Origin of the sequence: Enterococcus avium, assembly GCF_002891025.1 — a bacterium.
GTDB lineage: Bacteria > Bacillota > Bacilli > Lactobacillales > Enterococcaceae > Enterococcus_A > Enterococcus_A avium.
In genome coordinates this window covers 1200376-1225360 of the sequence record NZ_NBSL01000003.1, presented here as the reverse complement: position 1 = coordinate 1225360, position 24985 = coordinate 1200376, and the positions used below count along the sequence as shown (strand labels likewise).

The following is a 24985-nucleotide window of genomic DNA, read 5'->3' as shown; positions in this document are numbered from 1 at the left end:
TGTTATGGGAAAAATAATCAATTATCTGGATACGCAAAGTGATATTCAGTTGGTGACTACTTTGCACTTTTTTAATAATGATTTGAGAACAATTGAACTGTTTTTCTTGCTTAAAGGAAAGGCAGAGGTTCGAATAGATGACCAATCATACATAATGAAAAGAGACGATATTCTTGTTGTTAATAAGCATGAATGCTGTTTTATCGAAACAACAGGAAATGAAGACTTGCTTTTTCATTTTTCAATTTCTGATTTTTTACTATCTCAGGCACTCGAGGCTGAATATGTTGGATTTAATTGCAATTCAGTTGCGAATCCGAATATGAATTATAGTCCACTTCGGCAAATTATTATTGAGATTATTGATTTATTTTTATTTGAAAATGCTAAAACGAACTTTTTACAGATAAGCAAAGTCTATCAACTATTAAACGAACTGAGCAGTTTTTATCTTGAGCAGAGTGCACAAATGAGGAATCAGGATGAACGAATCCGAGACATTACAAGAGAAATAAAAGAACGCTATTATGAAAATATCACATTGTCAGAAATGGCGGATTTGGTTCATATGGATACGGCTTATTTTTCCAAATTTTTTAAAAAGAATTTAGGGATGAATTTTAAAGACTATTTAAGTGAGATAAGAATGAACCACGCAATCCGTGATCTGTTGACTTCAGACAAAACGATTACAAGAATCGCGGTGGATAATGGTTTCTTTAATACGAATAGTTTCAATAAAAAATTCAAAGAGAATTATGCTATGACACCATCAGTGTATCGAAAACAAAATAGTATGGAGAAAACTGAAAGGAATAGCCAGTCGACTTCTCACGTGAAAGCTACCTTTACGAAATATAAGGAGAATCAATCGGAACAAGAGGTATCAAAAAGGACTTCTCTTCAAATAGATGTAAGTAAAAAAGAAGTGATCCCAATCAAGGAAACTTGGAATGCAATATTAAATGTCGGAGAAGCTGAGATTGTTTTGAACAATAATCTCAGGCAGCACCTTACCTATTTGCAAGAAAACCTTGATTTTAAGTATGGCAGGATTTGGGGAGTCTTTACGAAAGGAATTCTCGAGGACTCTTTGATGGAATACGAAGCAATAGATGAAATTCTTGATTTTCTGTTGGAGATAGGTGTGCTTCCATGGATTAGTGTGAATAAGCTGATTGGTAAATTTAAGGAAAGTCATTATTCCATAGAGGATTGGGAAAAAATTATTGAAGGCTTTTGTCGCCATATTTTAAATCGGTACGGAAAACAAAATGTGGAGCAGTGGAAGATCGAGCTTGTCGCAAATGATCTAAAAGATTCTGAGCTGGTTACTAGATACATCACTTTTTACAAATCTACTTATGCGATCTTGAAGCGAATGATTCCCAATATTTCAGTTGGTGGTGGGAACTTTGTGGTTACAAATGAAATGGATCTGGCATCCTTTTTTCACAACGAACTTGCTGAATGTAAGTTTGATTTCTATTCCTTTGTTCTGTTTCCTTATTCTGATCGATTAGTTCGAGAAAAGCGAAATTTTCAACGTGTGACTGACGCGCATTTTTTAATAAATCAATTAAAAAATATAAAAAAAATCGGTATTTCAAAGCCTTTATACATTTCTGAATGGAGTAATACAGTTTCGCGAAGCAATCTCCTAAATGACACGTTGTACAAAGGAGCGTTTATTATAAAAAGTTTGAAGGATCTTTTTGACCAAGTAGATGGATTAGGATATTGGTTAGGAACGGATCTTTCGCAAAAAGGCCCGAAGCATCACGCATTTTTGAGTGGGGGAAATGGGCTGATCAACAAAAACGGTTTGTCGAAGCCGGCCATGCATGCGATGAAGTTTTTTAATCAATTAAAAGGATTGGACATGCTCTTTAAAGATGAGCGGCACCTCGTTGCTTTTTCAACGAATGATGAATTTTTTATCTTGGGTCATCAGTATGTACATCCGAATAGTCTTTATTTTTTAAAAGATGAAGCACATTTAAAATTAGTAGAGGTGGATAATTTTTTTGAAGAGCATGACTCTGAAGAACAACTGATTCTTTCTGGAATTTCTAACGGTGATTACGAGTTGAGAGTATTTTCTTGTTTGGAGGGCTATGGCGATCTCTTTAACGAATGGAAAAAGTTCTTTTTCACAAAGCATCTTCGTGATTCAGATTTAGTTTATTTAAATAAACGGAATACACCGCTCCAAAATTTGGAGGAAATCCATGTCTCCAATCATCAGCTTAAGATCAAGAAGAAGCTGACAACAAACGAATTCTATGTGATAAACATTAAAAAAAGGCAGTAATAATTCTATCGGAAGACAAAAATGAACTTATCATTTTTGTCTTTTTTTGTTTGGTAATTTCTAAACAGCAAAAAGAGACAGAGAAGTTCACAAATATTTGAAGTTTTATTTTCAGAAAGCGCTTTATACTGCAAGTGTAGATAAAAGAAATAGAGGTGGAATCATGAAACTAGGAATTGTTAGTGCAATTTTGGATCAAAGCGATTTTAAAGAAATGATCGATATCGTCGCAGATAACGGGTTAGATTGCGTGGAAGTGGCATGTTGGCCAAAGGAAAAAGCGGCTCGCAGATATGCGGGAGTTTCCCATATTGATGTAAACAATCTAAACCAAGAAAGTGCGCAAGAAATTCTTTCCTATGCAGCGAGCAAACAAATTGAGATTTCCGCACTGGCGTATTATCCGAATCCATTAGATGAGGATTTGGAAAAAAGAGAAAAAGCTATTAAGCATTTGTATCGGCTGATTGATGCTGCCAAATTATTGAAGGTGAATCTAGTAACCACTTTTATTGGACGGATGCAGACAAAATCTCTTTCAGAAAATCTCGAGGAGATGGAAATTGTCTGGAAACCGATTTTAGCCTATGCGGAAGAAGCTGGTGTAAGGATTGGGATTGAAAATTGTCCCATGCTATTTACCGATGATGAATGGCCCGGCGGTCAAAATCTAATGACTACTCCTGCTGTTTGGCGAGAAGTTTTCAAACGCTTAGACAGTAAAGCGCTAGGGTTGAATTATGATCCTTCTCATTTTGTCTGGCAGCAGATTGATTACATCAGTCCACTTTACGAATTTAAAGACAAAATTTTTCATGTTCATTATAAGGACATCAAGTTGTATCCAGAAAAGCTGAAGGACGTAGGAGTAATGGCTACACCTTTGCAATATATGTCGCCTAAACTTCCAGGTCTAGGAGATGTTGATTGGAGTAAATACGTTTCTGCTTTGACCGACATTGGGTTTGGGGGATATAGCTGCATCGAAGTAGAAGATAAATCTTTTGAAGAAACATACGAAGACGTAAAAAAATCAGTGAGTTTAAGTACCAGATATTTGAGAAATTACGTTATTTAGGTGAAGGAGAAAAAGAAAATGTTTGCAATGCGAATGAAGCTCAACGACCAAATAATTAAAAAAGATTCTATTAAAGAGATCTACATCAATGGGAAAAAGAACGGTTTTAGCTTTGAGGTTCAACTGGCTTATTATCGTGGCCATTATTTGTCTGATATTGACTTGCTTGAAGTCTATGTAGATGGCGAGAAAATTTCTGATGAATCAGTGACCTTTGAGTTACATGGAAAAGAGCTGCCGATTTACAAATTGAAACATGCGATCACAGAATTTTGGAGTCAAGTTGATTTAGCAAAAGTCCATGTGTTGAAGCCAGGTGGTTTAATCGGAGAGCATGAGGTTGAGTTGAAATTATTGCTTCGCATTCCTTACATGCAGATCGGACCGGAACATGACTTTATGCCGTTGGATTCAGGTGAGAAAGTTACAATCAGCTTTGGAGGAGAGTAAGATGGGCAACTTAAAATTAGGCGCAACATTATTTTGTTACGGAACGGAATATGCACGGTATCAGTATGATTTTGAGGAGTGTGTGAAGCAGGCATACTTAGCTGGAGCTGAAGGATATGAGATTGTCGGTACTCAAATGATTCCGTCATATCCTAACGTCAGTGATGATTTTCTAGGATTGATTCAGCGATTAAAAGCCAAATATGGGATTGGACCTGTTGGGTATGGGGCTAACAACGACAAAGGGATGATGCATGATCGAAATCTATCCGACAATGAGATGCTGGCAGACGCCGTCATTGATTTAAAAGCAGCTCATAAATTGGGCTGTAAGGTTATGCGTGTTCAATATATGCTATCACCGGCTGCATTTGAAAAACTCGCATTCTATGCAGAACTTTTCGATATCAAAGTTGGCATTGAGATCCATAATCCAGAGTCACCCGCGTCACCGTTGATGCAAGATTATCTGGAAGTAATTAAAAAGACTGGTTCAAAACATCTTGGATTTATTCCCGATTTTGGCTGTTTCGCAATTGCTCCGAATAAACCCCATTGGATGAAAGCTTTAAAGGCAGGAGTAGAGGAAAGTCATTTAGAATTGGCGGCGCATTTGCGCAGACAAGGAGTTCCATTGGAAAAAGCACGTGAAGAATTATTGAGCTTAGGTGCTCATCCAGCGATCAATGCTACTTTGCAAGGAATGTATGGCTTTGTTCAATTTAAATCAAAAGATGAGTTGCCGAAAATGTTGGAAGAATTGAAAACGATTCTGCCTTATTGCTTCGAATTTCATGGGAAGTTCCATTATTTAGATGAGGATCTAGTGGAGCCTAGTATTCCATATGCGGAAATATTATCAATTATTAAAAATTCAGATTTCGATGGTTACTTAATTAGTGAATATGAAGATGAATTGTATTGCGGCGGTACAGAATTTACTCGAAGACAGCTCCAAATGACTAAGCAGCTACTAGGGAAAGAATAGAAGGGAAAACAATGGCTATTACCAAACAACAGATAGTTGATTTCTATGAGGGATTTTTTAATCAGCAGCAGTTAGAAAGAGCAAATCAATTAATCGCAGTTGATTATTGTCAACACAATCCTGGCGTTGAGCAGGGGAGAAACGGATTGGTGAAAGCCTTTTCTGCAAAATTCTCTTCGGATGAGTATTTTCGATTAGCTGTTGATCGCGTCGTTCTAGATGAAGAATACGCAGTAGTCTTTTCACGAAGCATTGATAGCAAAGAAGAAACAAAGGCTCATGTTGTTGATTTGTATCGGATAAAGGATGAACAATTTGTAGAGCATTGGGATTATTTTGATAGGAGGAAACTAGGATGAGCAAGAAATTAACTATTGGAATTCTTGGGTTCGGCTTTATGGGTCAGACCCATGCAGAAACCATCAAGAAACTTGATTATGCGCAGTTAGCAGCAGTTTGTGATGTGAATGAAGCGCAATTGAAATACGCTCCGCAAGGGGTCAGCACATACCTAATAGCCGAGGAGCTATTAGCAGATACTTCGATTGATACGGTTATTATCGCGGTTCCAAATCAACTTCATTTGGAAATGGTAACTAAAGCAGCCGAAGCAAAGAAGGATATTATCTGTGAGAAGCCTCTTGCTATGAACGCCGCTGAAGTAGAGCAGATGTTAGAAATCGTAGAAAAAGAACAGGTTCGTTTTACCGTCCATCATCAACGTCGTTGGGATCACGACTATCGTGTAGCCAAGGAAGTCTATGATCAAAAACTGATAGGAGAGATGTATACCATCAAAAGCTCTCTTTACGGCTTTAATGGAAATATGCATGATTGGCATATTTATCCGGAATTTGGCGGTGGAATGCTTTATGACTGGGGTGTTCATTTGATTGACCAGATTCTGTGGATGGTATCCTCACCATTAAAAACTGTTTATGCCAATGTGCGTAACGTCATTAACGAGCAGGTGGATGATTATTTTAACATCCAGCTGTATTTTGAAAATGGTGTAAACGCTCAGATTGAATTAGGAACGTATTTTTTAAATAGTTCAGAAAACTGGTTTGAGCGTCATTGGTTTATTGGTGGCAATCAAGGAAGTGCCAAAATAGACGGTTTCAATCCTAAAGGCGAAATCACCAGAACATCGGCCTTGTTGAGCAATGTGCCAGGGCAGATCACAATGACTCATGCCGGACCGACGCGCAGTTTTGGACCGGCTCCAGAAGGCAGAATTTTGAAGGAAGAATTACCTGAGGTTTCTGTCAACCATCAAATGTTTTTCGATAACTACTATCAATATGTTCAAGGAAAAGCGGAATTAGTGGTTCAGCCGGAGCAAATTTTCGACTTGATGAAGGTCTTAGATGCCATCCGTATTTCAGCGAGATATCACCAAAGTGTCAACTTGGATATTGATTATTCAAGTAACTAATAGAAAGAAATGGAGAGGAAGAACAGACATGAAAAAAGTAAGAATCGGAATTATCGGGTGCGGTGGGATTGCGAACAATAAACATTTTCCAGCACTAAAAAGTCAAAGTGATAAATGCGAGATTGTCGCATTTTGTGACACTAAGATAGATCGGGCAAAAAAAGCGGCGGAAGAGTTCGGCTCTGCTGATGCAAAATATTATGAAGATTACAATGAGCTGTTGAAAGACGGATCAATCGATATCGTACATGTTTGTACCCCAAATGTCAGTCACAGTCCTATTACTGTAGCAGCTTTTGAAGCTGGTAAGCACGTGCTTTGTGAAAAACCAATGGCTCATACACCAGAAGCCGCACAATTAATGATGGATGCCTGGAAAAAATCCGGCAAGAAATTTACCATCGGCTATCAAAATCGTTTTAGAAGTGAAGTTACAGCCCTTCACGAAGCCTGTGCAAATGGCGAACTAGGAGAAATCTATTTTGCCAAAGCCCATGCGATCAGACGAAAAGCAGTTCCTACTTGGGGTGTTTTCCCAGATAAGTCACAGCAGGGCGGTGGTCCATTAATTGATATCGGGACTCATGCGCTAGATATTACCTTGTGGATGATGGACAACTATGAGGTTGAATCGGTAACTGGTTCTGTCTTCAATAAATTAGGAAACCTTCCTGGCGCAGAGGCAGGGAACTTGTTTGGACCTTGGGATACTGAAAGCTTTGAAGTAGAAGATTCGGCTTTTGGGTTCATTAAGATGAAGGACGGTTCGACAATTTTCCTAGAAGCCTCTTGGGCATTAAATGTCTTGGAATCAAAGGAAGCGGCAACAACCTTATGCGGAACCAAAGCCGGTGCACAAATCGACGCGGGTATGAGTTATCCAGTTAATCAATTGACCTACAATCGTTCGAAAAATGGCTTGTTGACGGAAGAAAATATCAGTACTGCCGGCAACATCGCATTCTTTGAAGGCGGCGACTCTGATCCAGAAAAAATCGAAGCCAAACAATGGTTGGAGGCGGTCATCAATGATACTGAACCATTGGTAAAACCGGAACAAGCATTTAAAGTAACGCAGATTTTAGATGCCATCTATAAAGCTGCTGAAACAGGCAACGAAGTAAAACTATAAATCAAATGTCCTGCTGTAAGACCAATTTACGGCAGGACTTATAAAGGAGGCAAAAGAATGTTTGAAAAATATTTAGTGAATCCTGAAGGGTTTCGAAACGTGCGCGAGAATAATCAAATCACCGGGTACGAGGTTCAATTAAGAGTTCCTTATTACCGAGGGATTCCCATGAGTTGTGTGGAAGTTTTGGATCTAACAGTTGATGATGAAAAAGTCGCTAACGAAGATATGCTGATTACAGTAAAAGGTGAAACCTTTACATTTGAAGAATTGCCGACGGTCATCAATCATCGTTGGGAAATGATTGAGACGATCACTGTTTTTGTGAAAAAGCCCGGTGGTTTATCGGAGGGCGAGCACAAGGTACATGCCTTTGTAAGTTTGAGGATTTCTTACTTACCATTTAATAATACCGGCGATGATGAAAAAGTATTGGTGCTAGAAGCATAGAGGAGATGAAATGATGAGTACAATCAAACGCGGAGTATCACTTTACAGTTACCAAGATGAGTTTTATACCGGCAAAATGACCCTTGAGGATTGTATCCGGGAAGCCGCAAAAACAGGTGCTACAGGAATTGAATTTTTGCCAGAACAAATGCTGCCGACTTTCCCGAATATTTCTGATGATTTTGTCAAACAATGGCACGAATGGCTTGAAAAGTACGGAGTAGAGCCGGTCGCCTATGATGCTTTTTTAGATAATAAATTATTTGCCAATCGGATGTTGACGACTTCGGAAAATGTTGACATGATGAAGAGAGACTTAAAAATTGCGAATCGTTTAGGCTGTAAAATACTAAGAACCTTAGTATCAACTCCTTTAGAAGTGGTAAAACAAAGCTTGCCTTATGCAGAGGAAGCCAATGTCAAGATTGCCTTAGAGGTTCACGCACCCTTTACCTTTGGCACTCCTTGGTTTGAAGAACGCTTGGATTACATTAAGGAAAGCGGAACGAAATGGTTCAGCATTATGCCGGACTTTGGCATCTTCACGAAACGGATCGGATCGATTTTCCAAGATGCTTATATTCGTAAAGGCGGGACACCAGAAATTATCAAATTAGTGAGCGATAACTATGAAAAAGGTATTAATCGCGATGAAACTTTTGAAAGCGTATCAAAAATGAAAAATGCGACGGAAGCTGACAAAGCCTTCGCAGAGTTCTGCCGACACTTTGTATATACAGACCCAGAAATTCTAGTGAACAATATGCCATATATTTCTCACATTCACGGAAAATTCTACGATATTACAGAGGACCTTCAAGAAACTAGCATTCCTTACCATGACGTAATTACTACATTGAAAAATGCCGGGTATAACGGCTATATCTGCAGCGAGTATGAAGGCAATCGTCACATTCAGGATTACATGGAAGTGGACAGTATCGAACAGGTCAAAAGACATCAAGCATTATTAAAGAATGTGATCGGATAGCAGGTGAGAAGATGATTAAACTGATCGCATCTGATATGGATGGCACACTGGTCAGCAACGATCACGCTATTTCTGAAGCTAATTCTAAAGCAATCAAAATGGCTCAGAATAAAGGGATCGAGTTCATCATCACTACAGGAAGGTCCTACGAGGATGCGCATTCGCAAGTAGCAGAGGCAGGAATTGAGTGCAACTACCTGGTGATGAACGGTAGCGAGTTGCGAAATGCTCAAGGAGAAATCGTTCAGAGCTTGTATCTTGATAATTTCGTCGTAAAACAGATTGTTGAAGAATTGATGAGTAATGGATTATTTGTCGAATTATACACAACAGGCGGCTCTTTTTCCTTAAGTGATGAAGAAATATGTAAAGATGCAGTAGCGACAAAAATCATTAATTTTCATCCTGAGATTTCCTATGAAGAAGCTTATGCAAGTGCAGAGGATCATTTCCTATACAAAGAAATAAAACGTATTGAATCAGTAGATGATTTAATTGAGAAAAACTACAAGGTTGGAAAAATCATCAGTTTTTCAACGGAGAGAGAACTCATTGCAGACCTGCGGATGAAGCTGGGAAAAAAATATCCAGTGAATGCTACCGGTTCTTTTGATATTAATCTGGAGATTACTAATCCACTAGCTGACAAGGGAAAAGCAATTATGCAGTATGCCACTAGTAAGGGAATCAATTTGGATGAAGTGATGACAATCGGAGATAGCTACAATGATTTGGGAATGTTGAGTGATTCGTTTGGCTATACAGTTGCAATGGGGAACGCGATTGAAGCAGTAAAGGCACAAGCGAAATATATGACAGACACGAATGACGCAAATGGTGTTGGGAAGGCAATCGTACGCTTTGTATAGGACAAACTAAATGAAAAGGAGACTTGATTATGAGTTTTATCGACAACCTTGGGAAATTACAGTTGGCAGCTGAAAAGGTTTCTGATAATCGCTATTTGAAAGCAGTAAGTAAAGGGATGGTTATGACAATCCCTGCAAGTATCACTGGCGCAATGTGCACACTAATCGCTAATTTACCCTTTGCTGGGTATCAAAGCTTCATTGAAGGTAATGGATTGAAGACATTGTTGTTACTACCGGGAGTATTCACAAGCAATATCATGGGGTTAATCGTCGTTTACTTTATTGCTTACAATTTGGCGAAATCCTACGATATTGAGGGCATGTTTCCAGGAGTATTAGGAATCATCTCATTCCTATTGTTGACTCCGCTTTCGACAATTGAGCAGCAGGTTCATGATACTGTTCGTCCCGTTGATTTTATTAGTTTCGATTATATTGGTTCCAAGGGAATGTTTGTTGGGATTATTGTTGGGCTGCTAGTAGCGAAAATTTATAGTTGGTTTATTAAAAATAATATCACTATTCATATGCCGGACAGTGTTCCTAGCTTTGTAGAAAAATCTTTTAGTTCTATTATTCCATTTTTTGTTATTACTTTTATTATGTCATTGATTTCATGGGGCTTTACCTTCACTAGTTTTGGTAGCGTTCATAATTTAGTTTATAGTGTTCTCCAGGTACCGATCCAACAAATCGGCGGTTCTGTTGGAGGAGTCATGCTGGCATATGCCTTGATCGGTTTATTCTGGTGGTTCGGTATCCACGGCAAGGCGATCATTTTCGGAGTGTATGCACCAATCCTTCAGACAATGACGATTGAGAATATGAATGCCGCAGCAGCGGGAACAACACCGCCTAATTTGGTTGATTTTGGTTTTACTTCTGTCTTTTTAGAAATTGGTGGGGGCGGCTGCGTCTTAGGACTCGCTATCTGCTTTATCTTTTTCGCTAAGAGCGATCAGTACAAGAATATTGGTCGAATTACAAGTGTACCGACCTTTTTTGGAATCAATGAGCCAATTACTTTTGGAACGCCGATTTGTTTGAATCCAACTTTCTTGATTCCAACAGTTGTGACACCTTTGGTTACAGGATTAATAGGTTATTTAGCGATTACAACTGGATTTGTTCCACGCATGATTGGCGCGCAGCTACCAACGGGAACACCGACTTTTGTTAACGCAATTATTGCAGGTGGTTGGCGTATGATGCTGGCGCAACTTCTGTGTGTCGTTGTAGCCACAGGTATTTATTTCCCATTCTTCAAAATGGCTGACAATCTTGAATATAAACGCGAACAAGAAACGCTTCAAGCCAAAGAAGAGCATGTAGAAGAAATCGATATCGAGAACCAAACTTCGATTGTAGAATAGTGTAAAGGAGAACGAATAATGAAGAAAATCAATATTCTGTTAGTTTGTAATGCTGGAATGAGTACAAGTCTTCTAATTGAAAAAATTGAAAAGGCCGGTGCTGAGCAAGCAATCGAAGCAACCGTGGATGCGCGACCTGTAGATGATCTGAAAAATCATCTAGCAGACAAAGATGTGGTTTTATTAGGTCCTCAAGTCCGTTTCAAGGAAAAGCAGGTGAAAGAAATGGTTGAGGGGAAAATTCCTGTTTCCATTATTGATATGTCGGCTTATGGAACAATGAACGGTGTGAAAGTGCTGCAGCAGGCAATTTCATTAGTGGAAAATTAAGTAAAGCGGCGACTGGATCAGTCGTCGTTTTTATAAACGTATTTTTTAGTAAGCTATCTTTCAAATAGATGTTTTACTGATTTTTAGAAATGGAGAAAAAAATGAAACAACAGAAATTAACAGCAAAAGTCGTTGGTGCTGTCATCTCTACAGGAATTTTATCCTTTTGCGGGGTTTTGGTAGAAACTGCAATGAATGTGTCGTTTCCAACATTAAGTCGAGAGTTCAACGTAAATACTGCGACAGTTCAATGGATGATTACTATTTACTTATTAGTTCTTGCTATCGTCATTCCCTTATCTGGATTTTTGAAGCGCTCCTTCAAAAATAGAACTTTATTTTTAATGGCCCTTTGCTTTTTTACGGTTGGGATAATCATTGATGCGGCAGCACCAACTTTCTCAGTATTGCTGATCGGACGTGTGCTGCAAGGAATTGGTACAGGAATCGGCTTACCATTAATGTTCAATATTATTTTGGAGCAAGTTCCAGCTTCAAGAATGGGCACGATGATGGGCGTAGGCACGATGATTCCGGCAATTGCACCAGCGATTGGCCCTACGTTTGGCGGTTTAGTCGTTACAGGACTAGGTTGGCGATTTATTTTTATCCTGATCATTCCCGTTATGATTCTCACTCTTATTGTAGGAATAATGACAATCGAACAAAAAAGCGAAGTCAGACGATCTTCTTTTGATTTTTTCAGTTTGATCGCGATTGCAGTCTTCTTTATCGGTTCAATTCTCGGTTTTAGCAATATGGGAAATTACAGCTTCTTAACTATTCAAGTTATCGGAGCCTTCATTATGAGTATTTGCGGCTTAACTGGTTTAATTATACGCTCGAGAAAAATTACGAATCCGATTTTGGATTTTAGTTTACTTAATAATCTGTCTTATTCTATGCATGTCATCTGTTTTTTCATTATGCAATTAGTATTGATGGGCTTAGTCTTTATTTTGCCTAATTATATACAAGTGGTAAATGGAAGTAGTGCACAGGTTTCCGGCTTTGTTGTTTTTCCAGGAGCGATCCTAGGTTCATTATTCACCCCTTTAGGCGGACGCCTTTTAGACAGATTCGGGCCAAAAAAACCAATTTTATTTGGATGTATCATTATTACTTTGTCTTTGATACTCTTTACAGTTCTTTGTGACTCGCTGAGTAATTTGGCAATCGGCGGACTTTATTTTCTTTTTACGATCGGAATTGGCTTTTCATTTGGCAATCTGATGACAAATGGGCTGAGACAGTTAAGTGATGATTATCAAGCAAATGGCAATGCCATCATTATGACGTTTCAACAATTTGCCGGAGCCGCAGGAACTTCGATTATTGCTGCGATTATCTCAAAAAGTCAATCTCAATATTCTGATGATATTGTCCGAGCAGTAATAAATGGATCGAAATCCGGGTTCATTTTCTTGTTGGCTCTATTTTTAGTCGAAATGGTCTTGATCACACGGTTGTTTTTGTTCAACCGGAAGACAGAAGCTGATTACAAAATCAGTAACGAAATTGATTCATAAAAAAGATATAGGAGGATGTCCCATGCCGAATAAAATAATTGGTATTGATATTGGTGGAACAGCAATAAAATTAGCTTTATTGGATATGGCAGGAGTTCTAATTGAAAAATGGTCGATTTCCACGAATATTAGTGATAACGGTAGTCATATTCCTTATGAAATAGTGAATAGTATAAAAGGTAAGTTCAGCCAAGCAGGAGAATCACTTGAAAATCTCATGGGGATTGGTATAGGTGTTCCTGGCCCAGTAGATGATGTTCATGTAAAACGCGCGGTAAATTTAGGCTGGAGCAATTTTCCGCTAAAAAACATCATTGAACAAGCGTTACATGTACCTGTCGTTTTACTGAATGATGCGAATGCGGCCGCACTAGGAGAATTTTGGAAAGGCACAGATGTGCCATTGAATGATATCGTATTTATCACGATTGGAACAGGGGTTGGTGGCGGGATTATAGTTAATGGGCAAATCATCAATGGTCATCACTCTTCTGGAGGTGAAATCGGGCATATTCCAGTTGTTTCCACTGAAAAAAGAGTTTGCGGGTGCGGAAATGTCAACTGTCTCGAGTGCTATGGGTCAGCCAATGGTATGGTAAAAACCTTCAATCAATTAGCAAATAGAACAATTGTTAGCAACGCAAAGGAAATTTTTGAATTGCTTGAAACAGGAGATCAATTTGCTCAAGAAACACTGAAAATAACAATCAATTATTTAGCTAAAGCTATTTCAGGTATCGTAAATACGTTGGACCCAGAAGAAATAGTAATTGGAGGCGGTGTTTCTGAAGCAGATCAGCTCTTTATTGTTCCTTTAAGAGAAGCCCTTGAGAAATCTGTTTTTCCTCAGATCAGAGAGTCCATTCAGATTAGAAAGGCGAGTCTAGGAAATGATGCAGGGATATATGGTGCAGCTTATCAAGTAATCGAAGTATTAAAAATGATGACAGTTTGACAGCTCTTACCGATATTGTCTAAATGAAATAATGGATGGAGGAAAAACAAAATGAACAACCAGGAGCAATTGGAAACGGTAATGAACTTAATTATTCATAGCGGGAATGCCAAAAGTGATGCGATGGAAGCGATCCAAGCAGCAAAAGCAGGGAATATGAGTCAAGCAGAGTCAAAGATTCACGATGCCGAGCAAGCCATCGTTGAAGCGCATCATTCTCAAACAGACATGTTAACGAAAGAAGCTCAAGGAGAAAAAACAGAGATCACATTGTTGACTGTACATAGTCAGGATCATTTAATGACCTCTATTGCTTTTTGTGATTTGGCTAAAGAGGTTATTGGACTGTATGATTATTTGCAAAGAAGCTAAAAATGAGTAATTTAGTAAACGATTTTTGAAGCTAAGGAAATAGTTTAAAAAAACAGGGAACTGAGTCAGAAGTCTTTAAACTTTTGACTCAGTTCCCTTTTCATGAATAAACGACGACTCTCATAAATAGCTAAGAGTTTCTTCTAAAGGAGTAATGATACAGATTGATATAGGCACTTGTTATCTCTTTTAACTGGACGTGGAGTAAGTCACTTCCAATTATAGTTATTGTTCTAGAAAGCAATTTTGTCCTATTTAGTATTACTTATTTGTTTTGTCTTCAAATAGCAGTTATAGATTGTCCCAATAGTGTTTATTTTATAGGAGAAATCTGTTATTTTGAATATAGAAGACAATGCTTTTTTATTTGTTCAGAATGGTTTTTTAGTATTTTTTAATGCTTGGGAAATAAATTTGATAAGCAGCCATGAAGAATCAATTAAAAAGAATAATCGACTTTTAAAACTTAATATCCTTCAATCAACAACTAGGAAAAAGGTGAAATTCCTTTACAGTCCCTTTCTACTGTAATGCGCAATGCAAAGTCAGACACTAGTGTGGATTGATTCGAACAAGCAATATCAGGGTCGTTTGTTTCATTTGTTTTTTTGGACACCCATGCTTTCCGGGTGTCTTTTTATTTAATAAAGTCAAGGGGGATATGGAAATGAAGAAAAGAAATTTATTTTTTGCACTTTTTGTAAGTTTAATGCTGTTTAGCGGATGTACAACGAAACAAGCAGAGTCTACAGATAGCAGTGTGGCGGAAGAAAAAGTGTCAAGCAGCGAAAGATCAGAAGCAAAAGCAAGTATCACTTTATTAGATGGTGACAAAGAATTATCTAAAAAGGACGTTTCATTCAAGGAGGGTCAAAGCTTATTTGACGTCTTAAAAGAGAATTACTCAGTAGAAGATGATGATGGGATGATTACTTCACTTGACGGACATTCACAGGATGCTAAAAATAATAAGTATTGGGTTTTTACAATTAATGATGAACAAGTAAATTCAGGAGCAAAGGACGTTACGCTGAAAAAAGACGATCGAGTGGTGTTCAAGCTTGAACAATTCTAGTCGAACTGTTTACTCCGTATTTTCACTAGGGGTAAAGGAATTAAGCCTGCTATCTATGCTTGTCGCATTGTGTGTCGTCAGTCGTACTTTTTTTCAATTCATTGTCAATGTACAGCCAGTCACGGCGATATTATTAATTATCACTATTTATTGGGGAACCTATCAAGGATTATTAGTCAGCTTGCTTTCTATTCTCATTACAAATTTTTATATGGGGATGGGGGTATGGACAATTGCTCAAGTAGTGACCTACTTTTTAATTATTTTATTGACAGGTTTACTAAAAAAAGTTCCTCAATTTAAAAAGAGCATTTTATTACAAGCAGTTTATGCAGGAATCACAGGAATACTGTTTGGTTTTTTCATATCGGCAGTTCAAGCGCCATTTTTAGGCATTTCAGCGTTTTTACCTTATTATTTAGCTGGAATTCCGGTTGATACAATGCATGCTGTTGGAAATGTTGTTTTCTATGTACTACTAACACCTATTTTGAAAAAATTATTAACACAAACGATTCAAAAATGGCATAGAGTGAATAACAAATGAATGAGATAACTACAAAAGGATAAATCTATGATGATTCATCAGCATAGATTTATCCTTTTTGCACTTTAGAGACTTGCAAGATCCTTACTGTATAATCGTGAGCTAAATGATGTCTTTATCTATAGAGAGTGAGCTACAATGTAAGTGTATCAAATAAATTATACAGGAGGGATTTTTGATGAAGGTTATTGTTTTAGGATCTTCACACGGCGGCTATGAAGCAGTCGAAGAGTTACTGTTGACTCATCCCAAAGCGGAAGTGCAATGGTACGAAAAAGGTGACTTTATCTCATTTATGGGCTGAGGCACACAAATGTATCTCGAAGGAGTCGTGAAAGACGTAAATTCAATTCGTTACATGACAGCCGAAGAGATGGAACAACGCGGGGTTCGCGTTTTTACCAATACTGAAATTACCAAAGTAATACCTGACAAGCATGAAGTTGAAGTGTTGGATCACGTTAGCGGTCAAACACGTAAGGAAACCTATGATAAATTGATTTTAAGCCCGGGGGCAAATCCATTTATTTTGCCGGTTCCTGGTCATGAGTTGCAGAATATAGAAACCATGCGCGGTCGTCAAGATACGATTGATTTGAAGCTTCATTCTGTTGATCCCGATATTCAAAATGTCGTGGTTGTCGGTGGCGGATATATCGGAATAGAAGCGGCAGAAGCCTTTGTGAAGGCTGGAAAAAATGTAACGCTGGTGGATATTATCACTCGACCATTAGGACTCTATCTTGATCAAGAATTTACCGATATTTTAGAAAAAGAAATGACGAATAATGGTATGAATTTAGCAATGGAAGAAAAGGTCGTTGAATTTGTCGGTAAGGATGGAAAAGTCAGCAAAGTTGTGACCGATAAGGGAGAATACCCAGCTGAGTTAGTTGTAATGTCTGCAGGTGTTAGACCGAATACCGCTTGGTTACAAGGGGCTGTGGATATGCATTCAAATGGCATGATCAAAACCGATGAGTACATGCGAACAAGCGCTGAGGATGTTTTTGCGGTGGGAGATGCGACTTTGATTCAGTACAATCCAGGTCAAACAACAGTCAATATTGCTCTTGCAACCAATGCGCGTCGTCAAGGTCGCTATGCAGTGAAAAACTTAGAGGAAGCAAACTATCCATTCCCTGGTGTGCAGGGCTCATCGGCCTTGCGTGTATTTGATTACAAGTTCGCATCAACTGGATTGAATGATCAAATGGCGGATCGCCTGAAGATCGAGACGAAATCTGTCTTACTAGATCAAGACACCCTGATGGACTTTGTGCCAGCAAATATGAAAGACCGGATGCTGTTTAAATTGGTTTATGATCCAAAGACGCATGCGATTCTAGGTGCACAAATTATGTCTAAAAAAGACTTAACTGCAAACATCAATGCGATTTCGATCGCAATCCAAACAAAATTTACGATCGAGCAGTTAGCTTATGCGGATTTCTTCTTCCAACCAGAGTTTGATACGCCTTGGAACTTACTTAATATGGCGGGCTTAAAAGCTCTTCATCAGGAAAATGAATCGTAATGTACAGGTATTTTTTTAAATAGATATCCTATAAAATAGGTCACTGAAAAGATGGGAAATCATTTTTTCAGTGGCTTTTTTTCTGTACAAGAGAGAATTTCTTCAACTGTTTATAACTATTGCTCGGTAACCAAGCAAGAAAATTTATGTGCAGATGGATCAAAACAAAAAACAAATGAGAGTTCGAAAAGCATATTATCATATTTTGCTTTTAAGAAGAAATAAATGATTTAACCTTCGAGTGCGAATTACTTGTGTTTTTTAAACAGATGATTTTTTGGTTGAATAAATCAAACAAACAATGAGGATTACTAGGGTTTTATAGACGAATCCTAATAATAATTATTCTATTTTAGAGTTATTATATGTGGTTTTTTTGAATATTACAAAGTCATATTTTTAAGCACTTTTAAAAATTATATTAACAACAAATGATATGTCCTGTATCGTAATAGGTGTAGATAACAGTGGATAGAAAATATTTTTCAGAAAGGTGTTTATAATATGATTAAATTATTTAGCTCATCTAGTTGTGCTTCTTGTAGAAAAGCAAAGACTTGGTTGAAGAATCAAGGATTGGAGTTTGAAGAGAGGAATATCTTGACTGAACCATTAACGAGAGATGAAATCAAAGAAATTTTATCTCTAACAGAAACGGGTACAGAAGACATTATTTCGACACGTTCAAAAGTTTATTCAAAATTAGATATTGATTTTGATACTATCACCTTTAATGAGTTGGTAGCAATCGTTGAGAAACATCCTAGTTTATTAAGACGTCCAATTATCACGGATGGCTTGAGGCTGCAAATCGGCTTCAATGAAGATGAAATTCATCAGTTTATTCCACGCGAAGTTCGAAGAGTCGCATCGAGAAGAATGACTGAGACCTTAATTCAGATGGATTTAGAAAACAAACGTTACGCATAGACAACTGTTTTTCATAAATGAGTCAACTTAACTGGCACCTGCGACTGTAATTGTTGTGGGTGTTATCATTTCATTCTTATCTTATTTGAACTTGAGATTTCTGAATTCAGTGTAGTTTTAACTAAATGAGAATAATAAGAAGCTGATTATAAAGTGATAAAATAATTTTTCCAATGTAGGGGAGGGTAGAGATGACTACAAATTTTGAAGAAAAGGCGATTAATCGTATGTTGAAAGCTGGAATTAGTTTACAGCACATCCAATTGCAAAAGAGAAATTTCTTTCAAGATACGGAAATAGAAAATTATTACGATAAAGTAGAAAATAGTGAGAACTTAAGCAAAAATATTCCCGTACAAAAAATTGTCGCGATAAAATCAAATTGGACCATCGAAGGAACATCCGTTTATGATTTTTTTATGGGAATAGCGACTGAGGGTAGAGAAAGTGAGAAGATTGAGGAGAACTTACGATCTTTAGAAGAACATGGGCTCGAATCCCAACAAGCTTTTTATTCTGGACAAGTTAATCTTGAGGGCACTGATCGTATAAAATTTAACCATTATCAGGAAGATGATTGTTATATTCTCCAAAATGATGGGATTCATCGAGTAGTCTCTGCTAAGATGTTTAACGCTCCGATTATGTCAGGGATTGTTACCACCTATAAGTTGAATGAAGAAAAGAAAAAATTGTATGACGAGTATAATTCTTTAAAAGATATCCTGCGACTTACAGATATTAAAGGATTTACCCTCGATTTATTTCAAGAAAAAAAGAATCCTAAAAAGAAAAATGAATGAAGAAGCCGATCTTACCATTAGAACAATGGCGAGATCGGCTTTTTTACATATAACCCTCGGCTTCTTTTCGTGTCAGCCAAAAATGAATGCCGCCAGTGGAATCAGCCCAGCGATTGGGGTTGAAATTTTCAGCAACTACGTACTCTCCAACTCGATAAACAAAATTTCCATCCACATATGAGACAGCTTCATCATAATCTTCGTTCGTATACATATCCTTAATTGTCAGCACCTTAGCCTTATCGCAGCGGCAGCAGGTATTTGTCGCAGAGGTCCTGCGGGCATCAGCGGGGATCAGTAATTGAACGATCCGAAAATCAAAGCACTTTTTGTAGCCGATGAATGGTCCTTCTGCGGGACAATAAAGGTCAAAAAATTTTGTCCGTTTATCATGAATGATACCAGTCAAATCTGCGTGCTCCAACATCGCAAAGTAGAGATTCGCACCAGAAATATCCGCTTCGCATAAACGGCTGTTTTGAAAATCGGTTCCTTGTAAAGACGCATCTTTCAGAATGGCTTCTGAAAAATCACAATCAATGCATAAACAGTTGCTCAAATTTGCGCCAGTCAGATCTGCGTTTGAAAAATCTACTTGTTCAAAGGTCATGTCATGAAAATTAGCCTGTTGCAGCTTACGAAATGAGTAATCATGATTTTTCAGCGTAGCATTCATGAAAATCCCGTCCTTTCTCAGCGGTCGTGTCTATCACTATTCTAGCATCTCCTCAGATTGGAGACTATCGATTCAAACCGATTCTTTTATAAATTGATCCAATATACTTGGATTTCTTTTCCATCATCGTGAATAAATTCTCTCTCCAAAACACCGCCATTTTTTCGAATGGTTTTGGCTGAAGGGGTATTCTCTTTGTAGCAGGCGATCATCACTTTTTCAAGTCCTAATATTTTGCAGTATTTTAACCCTAGGCGCAAAATTTCTGTAGCATAGCCTTTTCCACGTTCGGTAGGTCGTACACCAAAGCCGATATGTCCGCCAAATTCGCGTAGAAATTCATTTAGTTCATGACGAATATCGATCGTTCCTATGATTTTTTGATCATTTTCTCGTATGGCAATCAAGGTAGTCGAGACAACCCAATCGGAAGTAACCGTAGCTTTGTCGGATTGCTTAGCTAAATGAGTTAACCAGGCACTATAACTTTCCATTTCTGTTAGCAATGACGAACCATGTAGTGAATCTTCGCCAACCGAAAGATGTTCTTCTACATATTTTTGAATAGCTGTTTCATGCTCTTTTTGTGGTTGGATCAACTTAATTTTTTCCATGAACTTCACCTCTTTAGCTTTGTTGCTTGTGGTTAGTGTAGCATGATTCAGCGGTCTGAAATAGTCCATTTTATAATGAAAATCACTTGACCTTCACCTGAAGTTGAATGTTAGGATGATATAAAAGGAGGGAGCGGCATGTGGACGATTAAGGAATTTTCAAAACTGACTGGAGTTTCACCAGTTGCACTGCGTTATTATGACAAAAAAGGAATTTTGTCCTCTCGACGTATGGAGAATGGGTATCGTTATTACGATCAAGAGGATTTGCTGATCGTAAAAAATTTAGTTTTACTGAAGTTTGCAGATTTTTCATTAGAGGATATCCGAATAGTCACTTCCTTATATAACGAACCTGAAGGGCAAGAGTGCAATGATAAGGCGAATGAGGTGTTGCAACGCAATTTGAAAGAAATGAAGGAACGAATCAGACTGACTCACCAAATTATCGAAATCTTGGAGGATGTTATGCCGCTTTTCGAAAATCACGAACTGTATAAACTAAATCAAGCAGTGCTCAATCAAAGAATTGAACTGATTTTTGAACAAATCCAGACTAGGAAATAAGGAGAGGGAGCCAATGTCAAAGAAGGTGAGAATGATACTGTTGATAGGTTTAGTCGTACTTGTGCTAGTAGGCGGGTTTGGTATATTCTATTACAAGCGATTTCTTGATTATAAGCAGGCTATACAAGCAATCACCATCCGTGAACCTGATCTGACTCAGCTTGAGGACGGCGAGTACGTCGGAATACACGATGTAGATTTTATTCGCGCCAAGGTTAAAGTCGAAGTGAAGGATCATCGTTTTCAAACGATAAAGATCCTGGAGCATTACAATGACCGTGGAAAAAAGGCAGATGTATTACCAGAAAAAATAGTGGAACAGCAGAGGGTCACAATCGATGCTGTTTCTGGAGCGACCAACTCGAGCAAAGTCATTCAGAAGGCAGTTGAAAAAGCATTAAACAATAACTAAAAAGATCGAATCCAGGCGGATTCGATCTTTCAGACTGTAGACAAAATCCATTTTATGGATGCTGTCTATACAGTCTTTTCTTTTATAATTTAATCAATATTGAAGCCTACGACATTGTACCAATGACGATCATCATAATCTATATGATAGCGGTCATAGGAAAATCCGGATAACGCATAGCCTAGCATCATTAATATAATACCGGCACCTATCAGATAAGTAGCAAGCTTTGGAATTAAGTGCTTAGATTTCATACTTGGACCACCTTTCTTTGGAAAATGTTGCGGCGAATGATCCGCATTAAGCTGCGATGCATGTTCATGAACACAGCACTAAATTTGTAGGTCAACCACATGCACAATAGACCAAAGCCAAATAGGAACATTCCTGCACCAAGCTGAGTAACACCCATAAAGAATGAATCGAAAAGAACAAATGGACTAGTGAAAGCCGCAGCGACACCACCAATGATCGTTCCGCCTGCTAAACAAGCTCCTGTAAAGGGAATACACCAGATAACGATATCGATACTTAAAAGTATAAGAAATGCTGCGAGTGCCAAACTGCCCCATAATGGAAATCCCAGGACTAACAAAGTGATCCATAGCCAATTAAATTTACGAGGAACGTGAACTTCTGTCGGAATACCGGCCGCTTCGTAAGCTAGTTGCTTAGGATCGCCCAATTTTTTGACAGCGGCTCGTTCAGAGTACCCATCCTCCATTAAATCCAAAATCATTTCATCGTAATATTCAATCAAGCGATGGACTTCGCTAGGTCTGACTTCATAAGCTAAATGATTGCTCAATTCCTTTATAAATTCCACTCGATTCATTCTTCAACACTCCTTTTAATATAGTTGTGAACGGCTTCTACGTCGTTCCATTCCTGTAAAAATTTCTGAATACTAGCAAAACCTAGATCTGTTAAGTGGTAATACTTTCTCAAACGTCCATTATGGACTTTTGAATAAGTCGATACTTTTTTATTCGTTTCCAGCCTTTTCAAGATTGGGTAAAGCGTCGATTCGGTAATCTCAAGCTGTGGATGGATCTCCTTAACGATTTGATAGCCGTAGGAATCAATCTCCACTAATGAGGCCAAAACACAATACTCAATCAAACCTTTTTTCAATTGACTATCCATCAACAACACCTCTCTATACGTTATACTATACATTACATAGTATAGAGGGACTATAGGACTTTAGGCGTATTTTGTAAAAAATTAATACAAAAAATTGAAATGCTAGGTTAAATGAAAGTCTCATGGGAATAGAGGTTTTAACGTTCAGCCGCCATCAAAATCAAATGAACCGCAGCGATGATTCCGGCTAAGTTAATTATTACTAATGACCAAAAGCCAGTCAGCTGATTATTCGGGTGCCTCCTAAAAATGAAATGTATAAAAAGGTGGCAAATGACGAAAATATCAACAACATACAGAATAGTTATATTATTTAATAGAAGAAAAAAGAGTACGAGTGCATACAGCAGAATGTGGGGCAAGGTAAAGACCAAATAGGCAGTATTTTCAGGAAGATCTTTTAAAAAGATAAACATTTCCCATTCTTTATGACGAATGGCATCCATTTCATGGGTTAGCAACAAACCTAGTTCAAGTGCAAAAAAACCATTTATTAAGTTTGTCATGATTTTACCTCGTTTTCATTTCTTATACTTTGTCTTTATCACTATAGCATAAAGGTGACCGGGAAAAAGAAAGAAAATAAATCCAAGTTATAGCTCTTCCAAGTATTTAAGGTAAAATAAATGAAACGAAAGAGCATTTAGCTTCACTTATTTCCGAGGCTGTTAGAAAGGGATGTTCAAATGACACATTTATTTTTAGTTGAAGATGATCAGGCAATCGCCAAAAATTTAATGATTCTGCTGCAGATGGAAGGATTTATTGTGACTCATGCTGTAAATAAAAGAGAAGCATTCACTTTGTTGAGTAAAAATAAGTTTGACGTAGCCTTAGTGGATATTTCATTACCAGATGGCAATGGGTTTACTGTTTGTACAGAAATCAAATCGAAGCAAGCAATACCCGTCATATTTTTAACGGCTTCAGACGATGAAGCTAGTGTGGTGACTGGATTGGATATGGGGGCAGACGATTACGTTATCAAACCGTTTCGTCCGAGGGAATTATTAGCACGCATAAGAAATGCGCTGAGAAAAAGCGGGCATGGGCAAACCACTTTTGAGGTTTCAGGACTTTATGTAGATATCGCAGGTGGAGTGGTACGCAAGAACGGCAAAGAAGTTTTTCTGTCGGCTTTAGAATACCGTCTTTTGCTGGTATTTGTGAACAATCCTAAAAACATTCTCACTCGAGAACGCTTGTTGGATGAACTATGGGATGCGGCAGGAGAATTTGTAAATGATAATACTCTGACCGTTTATATCAAACGTTTACGAGAAAAAATAGAGGAAGATCCGACACATCCAGAGATGATTTTAACAGTTCGAGGCATAGGTTACCGATTAGGAGGCAGTAATGTTTAGAAATCCAGAATTTCGTAGGCCTTCTTGGCTTTTTTCAGCAGTCACGGTCATTTTGACAGTTGTTGGCTTCAGCTTGAGCCAGACATCAGGTATATTAGTCTTCCTTTCTGCAATAATTTTTGCTGGAATTTTCTATTTTTCTACAAAGGTTCGTTATCAGAAAATTGCACAACTAACTGATCAAATTGACTTGGTTTTGCATAATGAGGAGCATCTGATTATTGAGGAGCTGGAGGAAGGCGAGTTGTCGATCTTGCAAAGTGAGATCGCTAAAATGACTTTACGTATTCGTGAACAAAATGTAGCTTTGAAAAAGGAAAAAGAGAATCTGGCGGATTCATTAGCGGATATTGCTCATCAGCTGCGAACTCCCTTGACTTCAGTCAATCTGCTTCTTTCACTAGCAAAAGCAACACCAGATGAAAAGGAGTGTAAGAAAAATTTACGAGAAATAGAGGAGATGCTTCAGCAGATGGACAGCCTAATTACGGCCCTATTGAAATTATCACGTCTAGATGCTGGAGTCGTAGATTTTAAAAATGTTCCGATCAGCGTTGAAGAACTGATAGCTACTTCCCTACGGCCATTCTCGATATCTTTGGAGTTACATGATATTCAGGTAGAAACAACTATTTCTCCAAGTACAACGATCCAAGGCGATAGAATTTGGCTTTCAGAAGCTCTGCAAAATATTCTAAGAAATTGTATCGAGAGCATTGGTGAAAAAGGGAAAATCGAGGTTCAAGGAGAGGACAATCCTTTGTTCACGGAAATAACTATTCATGATAGTGGGAAGGGATTTGAAGAGACAGAGCTTCCTCGGTTGTTTGAACGGTTTTATCGGGGGATAAATAGTAGTACGACGGGTTTTGGGATTGGAATGTCATTGAGTCAATCAATCATTCACCGTCAAGGGGGAACAATTGTAGCCAGAAATCATCCAAATGGGGGCGCATTATTTGTTATTCGTTTTCCAAAGTGACGAATCTCTCACTTAGAAGTCACCGAGCTGAAAGGTAAAGCTTCTATTATAGAGGTG

The 24985-nt window shown here is 38.0% G+C and carries 30 protein-coding genes; 24 read left to right on the top strand and 6 right to left on the bottom strand.

Annotation, left to right across the window (positions count from 1 at the left end):
* The first annotated feature begins 4 nt into the window (after positions 1 to 4).
* From AUF14_RS21510 to AUF14_RS21410, 20 genes are all read left to right on the top strand, one after another.
* Positions 5 to 2314 (top strand): GH39 family glycosyl hydrolase, encoded by a 2310-nt coding sequence (locus AUF14_RS21510; RefSeq protein WP_016178128.1) that lies wholly within the window; start codon positions 5 to 7, stop codon positions 2312 to 2314.
* A 163-nt stretch (positions 2315 to 2477) separates the two neighbouring features.
* Complete coding sequence (locus AUF14_RS21505; RefSeq protein WP_016178129.1) at positions 2478 to 3392, top strand: sugar phosphate isomerase/epimerase family protein; 915 nt, start codon at positions 2478 to 2480, stop codon at positions 3390 to 3392.
* Between the two features lie 18 nt (positions 3393 to 3410).
* Positions 3411 to 3842, top strand: coding sequence for a C-glycoside deglycosidase beta subunit domain-containing protein (locus AUF14_RS21500; protein WP_016178130.1), 432 nt, complete (start codon positions 3411 to 3413; stop codon positions 3840 to 3842).
* Between the two features lies 1 nt (position 3843).
* Entirely contained in the window at positions 3844 to 4830 is a 987-nt protein-coding gene (locus AUF14_RS21495; protein ID WP_070504345.1) for a sugar phosphate isomerase/epimerase family protein, read from the top strand.
* Between the two features lie 11 nt (positions 4831 to 4841).
* Complete coding sequence (locus AUF14_RS21490) at positions 4842 to 5189, top strand: nuclear transport factor 2 family protein (protein ID WP_016178132.1); 348 nt, start codon at positions 4842 to 4844, stop codon at positions 5187 to 5189.
* Positions 5186 to 6268, top strand: coding sequence for a Gfo/Idh/MocA family protein (locus AUF14_RS21485; protein ID WP_016178133.1), 1083 nt, complete (start codon positions 5186 to 5188; stop codon positions 6266 to 6268). Before AUF14_RS21490 ends, AUF14_RS21485 begins: the two co-directional genes overlap by 4 nt.
* 28 nt (positions 6269 to 6296) lie before the next feature.
* Positions 6297 to 7400 (top strand): Gfo/Idh/MocA family protein, encoded by a 1104-nt coding sequence (locus tag AUF14_RS21480; RefSeq protein ID WP_016178134.1) that lies wholly within the window; start codon positions 6297 to 6299, stop codon positions 7398 to 7400.
* Positions 7401 to 7457: 57 nt separating this feature from the next.
* On the top strand, positions 7458 to 7850 hold the full coding sequence (locus tag AUF14_RS21475) for a C-glycoside deglycosidase beta subunit domain-containing protein (protein ID WP_016178135.1): 393 nt from the start codon (positions 7458 to 7460) through the stop codon (positions 7848 to 7850).
* A gap of 13 nt (positions 7851 to 7863) precedes the next feature.
* Positions 7864 to 8841, top strand: a complete 978-nt coding sequence (locus AUF14_RS21470) for a sugar phosphate isomerase/epimerase family protein (RefSeq protein ID WP_227131897.1) — start codon at positions 7864 to 7866, stop codon at positions 8839 to 8841.
* 11 nt (positions 8842 to 8852) lie between these two features.
* A complete protein-coding gene (locus AUF14_RS21465; protein ID WP_070504350.1) occupies positions 8853 to 9710 on the top strand; it encodes a Cof-type HAD-IIB family hydrolase in 858 nt (285 codons plus the stop codon).
* 29 nt (positions 9711 to 9739) lie between these two features.
* Positions 9740 to 11086: a PTS sugar transporter subunit IIC gene (locus tag AUF14_RS21460; RefSeq protein WP_016178138.1), complete on the top strand. Its 1347-nt coding sequence runs from the start codon at positions 9740 to 9742 to the stop codon at positions 11084 to 11086.
* Positions 11087 to 11104: 18 nt separating this feature from the next.
* Entirely contained in the window at positions 11105 to 11416 is a 312-nt protein-coding gene (locus tag AUF14_RS21455; RefSeq protein WP_016178139.1) for a PTS sugar transporter subunit IIB, read from the top strand.
* A 101-nt stretch (positions 11417 to 11517) separates the two neighbouring features.
* Positions 11518 to 12945, top strand: a complete 1428-nt coding sequence (locus AUF14_RS21450) for a DHA2 family efflux MFS transporter permease subunit (protein WP_016178140.1) — start codon at positions 11518 to 11520, stop codon at positions 12943 to 12945.
* Positions 12946 to 12967: 22 nt separating this feature from the next.
* Complete coding sequence (locus AUF14_RS21445; RefSeq protein ID WP_016178141.1) at positions 12968 to 13900, top strand: ROK family protein; 933 nt, start codon at positions 12968 to 12970, stop codon at positions 13898 to 13900.
* Positions 13901 to 13951: 51 nt separating this feature from the next.
* Positions 13952 to 14272 carry a PTS lactose/cellobiose transporter subunit IIA gene (locus tag AUF14_RS21440; protein ID WP_016178142.1) on the top strand — a complete coding sequence of 107 codons (321 nt, stop codon included), beginning with the start codon at positions 13952 to 13954 and terminating at the stop codon, positions 14270 to 14272.
* A 667-nt stretch (positions 14273 to 14939) separates the two neighbouring features.
* The gene (locus AUF14_RS21435; protein WP_016178143.1) at positions 14940 to 15347 is read left to right on the top strand and encodes a DUF4430 domain-containing protein; all 408 of its coding nucleotides are present in this window, start codon (positions 14940 to 14942) and stop codon (positions 15345 to 15347) included.
* Positions 15334 to 15894, top strand: coding sequence for an ECF transporter S component (locus AUF14_RS21430; RefSeq protein ID WP_016178144.1), 561 nt, complete (start codon positions 15334 to 15336; stop codon positions 15892 to 15894). The genes AUF14_RS21435 and AUF14_RS21430 overlap by 14 nt, the downstream gene beginning before the upstream one ends.
* 178 nt (positions 15895 to 16072) lie before the next feature.
* Positions 16073 to 17431, top strand: a complete 1359-nt coding sequence (locus AUF14_RS21420) for an FAD-dependent oxidoreductase (protein WP_227131901.1) — start codon at positions 16073 to 16075, stop codon at positions 17429 to 17431.
* 504 nt (positions 17432 to 17935) lie between these two features.
* Positions 17936 to 18361: a transcriptional regulator Spx gene (spx, locus tag AUF14_RS21415; RefSeq protein ID WP_016178147.1), complete on the top strand. Its 426-nt coding sequence runs from the start codon at positions 17936 to 17938 to the stop codon at positions 18359 to 18361.
* A 191-nt stretch (positions 18362 to 18552) separates the two neighbouring features.
* Positions 18553 to 19164 (top strand): hypothetical protein, encoded by a 612-nt coding sequence (locus tag AUF14_RS21410; protein ID WP_016178148.1) that lies wholly within the window; start codon positions 18553 to 18555, stop codon positions 19162 to 19164.
* Between the two features lie 43 nt (positions 19165 to 19207).
* On the opposite strand, the gene AUF14_RS21405 is transcribed toward AUF14_RS21410, so the two are convergent.
* Positions 19208 to 19840 (bottom strand): pentapeptide repeat-containing protein, encoded by a 633-nt coding sequence (locus AUF14_RS21405; RefSeq protein ID WP_016178149.1) that lies wholly within the window; start codon positions 19838 to 19840, stop codon positions 19208 to 19210.
* Between the two features lie 86 nt (positions 19841 to 19926).
* Positions 19927 to 20454 (bottom strand): GNAT family N-acetyltransferase, encoded by a 528-nt coding sequence (locus tag AUF14_RS21400; protein WP_016178150.1) that lies wholly within the window; start codon positions 20452 to 20454, stop codon positions 19927 to 19929.
* Between the two features lie 138 nt (positions 20455 to 20592).
* On the opposite strand from AUF14_RS21400, the gene AUF14_RS21395 reads away from it, so the two are divergent.
* Positions 20593 to 21021, top strand: coding sequence for a MerR family transcriptional regulator (locus AUF14_RS21395; RefSeq protein WP_016178151.1), 429 nt, complete (start codon positions 20593 to 20595; stop codon positions 21019 to 21021).
* A 31-nt stretch (positions 21022 to 21052) separates the two neighbouring features.
* Positions 21053 to 21433, top strand: coding sequence for an FMN-binding protein (locus AUF14_RS21390; RefSeq protein ID WP_227656420.1), 381 nt, complete (start codon positions 21053 to 21055; stop codon positions 21431 to 21433).
* A gap of 89 nt (positions 21434 to 21522) precedes the next feature.
* On the opposite strand, the gene AUF14_RS22665 is transcribed toward AUF14_RS21390, so the two are convergent.
* The 4 genes from AUF14_RS22665 to AUF14_RS21375 form a co-directional block, all read right to left on the bottom strand.
* A complete protein-coding gene (locus tag AUF14_RS22665; RefSeq protein WP_016178153.1) occupies positions 21523 to 21687 on the bottom strand; it encodes a hypothetical protein in 165 nt (54 codons plus the stop codon).
* Positions 21684 to 22268: a DUF1700 domain-containing protein gene (locus AUF14_RS21385; protein WP_016178154.1), complete on the bottom strand. Its 585-nt coding sequence runs from the start codon at positions 22266 to 22268 to the stop codon at positions 21684 to 21686. The genes AUF14_RS22665 and AUF14_RS21385 overlap by 4 nt, the downstream gene beginning before the upstream one ends.
* Positions 22265 to 22579, bottom strand: coding sequence for a PadR family transcriptional regulator (locus tag AUF14_RS21380; RefSeq protein WP_016178155.1), 315 nt, complete (start codon positions 22577 to 22579; stop codon positions 22265 to 22267). Before AUF14_RS21380 ends, AUF14_RS21385 begins: the two co-directional genes overlap by 4 nt.
* 137 nt (positions 22580 to 22716) lie before the next feature.
* Entirely contained in the window at positions 22717 to 23085 is a 369-nt protein-coding gene (locus AUF14_RS21375) for a DUF6713 family protein (protein ID WP_016178156.1), read from the bottom strand.
* A 180-nt stretch (positions 23086 to 23265) separates the two neighbouring features.
* Between AUF14_RS21375 and AUF14_RS21370 the strand changes: the two genes are divergently transcribed.
* Both AUF14_RS21370 and AUF14_RS21365 read left to right on the top strand, forming a co-directional pair.
* The gene (locus AUF14_RS21370; protein ID WP_016178157.1) at positions 23266 to 23946 is read left to right on the top strand and encodes a response regulator transcription factor; all 681 of its coding nucleotides are present in this window, start codon (positions 23266 to 23268) and stop codon (positions 23944 to 23946) included.
* Positions 23939 to 24928: a sensor histidine kinase gene (locus AUF14_RS21365; RefSeq protein WP_016178158.1), complete on the top strand. Its 990-nt coding sequence runs from the start codon at positions 23939 to 23941 to the stop codon at positions 24926 to 24928. Before AUF14_RS21370 ends, AUF14_RS21365 begins: the two co-directional genes overlap by 8 nt.
* Positions 24929 to 24985 lie beyond the last annotated feature (57 nt).

Excerpts from the sequence above, each read along its gene's own strand:
- AUF14_RS21510 (WP_016178128.1), top strand. The coding sequence starts at position 5 with ATGGGAAAAATAATCAATTATCTGGATACGCAAAGTGATATTCAGTTG.
- AUF14_RS21505 (WP_016178129.1), top strand. The coding sequence starts at position 2,478 with ATGAAACTAGGAATTGTTAGTGCAATTTTGGATCAAAGCGATTTTAAA.
- AUF14_RS21500 (WP_016178130.1), top strand. The coding sequence starts at position 3,411 with ATGTTTGCAATGCGAATGAAGCTCAACGACCAAATAATTAAAAAAGAT.
- AUF14_RS21495 (WP_070504345.1), top strand. The coding sequence starts at position 3,844 with ATGGGCAACTTAAAATTAGGCGCAACATTATTTTGTTACGGAACGGAA.
- AUF14_RS21490 (WP_016178132.1), top strand. The coding sequence starts at position 4,842 with ATGGCTATTACCAAACAACAGATAGTTGATTTCTATGAGGGATTTTTT.
- AUF14_RS21485 (WP_016178133.1), top strand. The coding sequence starts at position 5,186 with ATGAGCAAGAAATTAACTATTGGAATTCTTGGGTTCGGCTTTATGGGT.
- AUF14_RS21480 (WP_016178134.1), top strand. The coding sequence starts at position 6,297 with ATGAAAAAAGTAAGAATCGGAATTATCGGGTGCGGTGGGATTGCGAAC.
- AUF14_RS21475 (WP_016178135.1), top strand. The coding sequence starts at position 7,458 with ATGTTTGAAAAATATTTAGTGAATCCTGAAGGGTTTCGAAACGTGCGC.
- AUF14_RS21470 (WP_227131897.1), top strand. The coding sequence starts at position 7,864 with ATGAGTACAATCAAACGCGGAGTATCACTTTACAGTTACCAAGATGAG.
- AUF14_RS21465 (WP_070504350.1), top strand. The coding sequence starts at position 8,853 with ATGATTAAACTGATCGCATCTGATATGGATGGCACACTGGTCAGCAAC.
- AUF14_RS21460 (WP_016178138.1), top strand. The coding sequence starts at position 9,740 with ATGAGTTTTATCGACAACCTTGGGAAATTACAGTTGGCAGCTGAAAAG.
- AUF14_RS21455 (WP_016178139.1), top strand. The coding sequence starts at position 11,105 with ATGAAGAAAATCAATATTCTGTTAGTTTGTAATGCTGGAATGAGTACA.
- AUF14_RS21450 (WP_016178140.1), top strand. The coding sequence starts at position 11,518 with ATGAAACAACAGAAATTAACAGCAAAAGTCGTTGGTGCTGTCATCTCT.
- AUF14_RS21445 (WP_016178141.1), top strand. The coding sequence starts at position 12,968 with ATGCCGAATAAAATAATTGGTATTGATATTGGTGGAACAGCAATAAAA.
- AUF14_RS21440 (WP_016178142.1), top strand. The coding sequence starts at position 13,952 with ATGAACAACCAGGAGCAATTGGAAACGGTAATGAACTTAATTATTCAT.
- AUF14_RS21435 (WP_016178143.1), top strand. The coding sequence starts at position 14,940 with ATGAAGAAAAGAAATTTATTTTTTGCACTTTTTGTAAGTTTAATGCTG.
- spx (WP_016178147.1), top strand. The coding sequence starts at position 17,936 with ATGATTAAATTATTTAGCTCATCTAGTTGTGCTTCTTGTAGAAAAGCA.
- AUF14_RS21410 (WP_016178148.1), top strand. The coding sequence starts at position 18,553 with ATGACTACAAATTTTGAAGAAAAGGCGATTAATCGTATGTTGAAAGCT.
- AUF14_RS21405 (WP_016178149.1), bottom strand. The coding sequence starts at position 19,840 with ATGAATGCTACGCTGAAAAATCATGATTACTCATTTCGTAAGCTGCAA.
- AUF14_RS21400 (WP_016178150.1), bottom strand. The coding sequence starts at position 20,454 with ATGGAAAAAATTAAGTTGATCCAACCACAAAAAGAGCATGAAACAGCT.
- AUF14_RS21395 (WP_016178151.1), top strand. The coding sequence starts at position 20,593 with ATGTGGACGATTAAGGAATTTTCAAAACTGACTGGAGTTTCACCAGTT.
- AUF14_RS21390 (WP_227656420.1), top strand. The coding sequence starts at position 21,053 with ATGATACTGTTGATAGGTTTAGTCGTACTTGTGCTAGTAGGCGGGTTT.
- AUF14_RS22665 (WP_016178153.1), bottom strand. The coding sequence starts at position 21,687 with ATGAAATCTAAGCACTTAATTCCAAAGCTTGCTACTTATCTGATAGGT.
- AUF14_RS21385 (WP_016178154.1), bottom strand. The coding sequence starts at position 22,268 with ATGAATCGAGTGGAATTTATAAAGGAATTGAGCAATCATTTAGCTTAT.
- AUF14_RS21380 (WP_016178155.1), bottom strand. The coding sequence starts at position 22,579 with ATGGATAGTCAATTGAAAAAAGGTTTGATTGAGTATTGTGTTTTGGCC.
- AUF14_RS21375 (WP_016178156.1), bottom strand. The coding sequence starts at position 23,085 with ATGACAAACTTAATAAATGGTTTTTTTGCACTTGAACTAGGTTTGTTG.
- AUF14_RS21370 (WP_016178157.1), top strand. The coding sequence starts at position 23,266 with ATGACACATTTATTTTTAGTTGAAGATGATCAGGCAATCGCCAAAAAT.
- AUF14_RS21365 (WP_016178158.1), top strand. The coding sequence starts at position 23,939 with ATGTTTAGAAATCCAGAATTTCGTAGGCCTTCTTGGCTTTTTTCAGCA.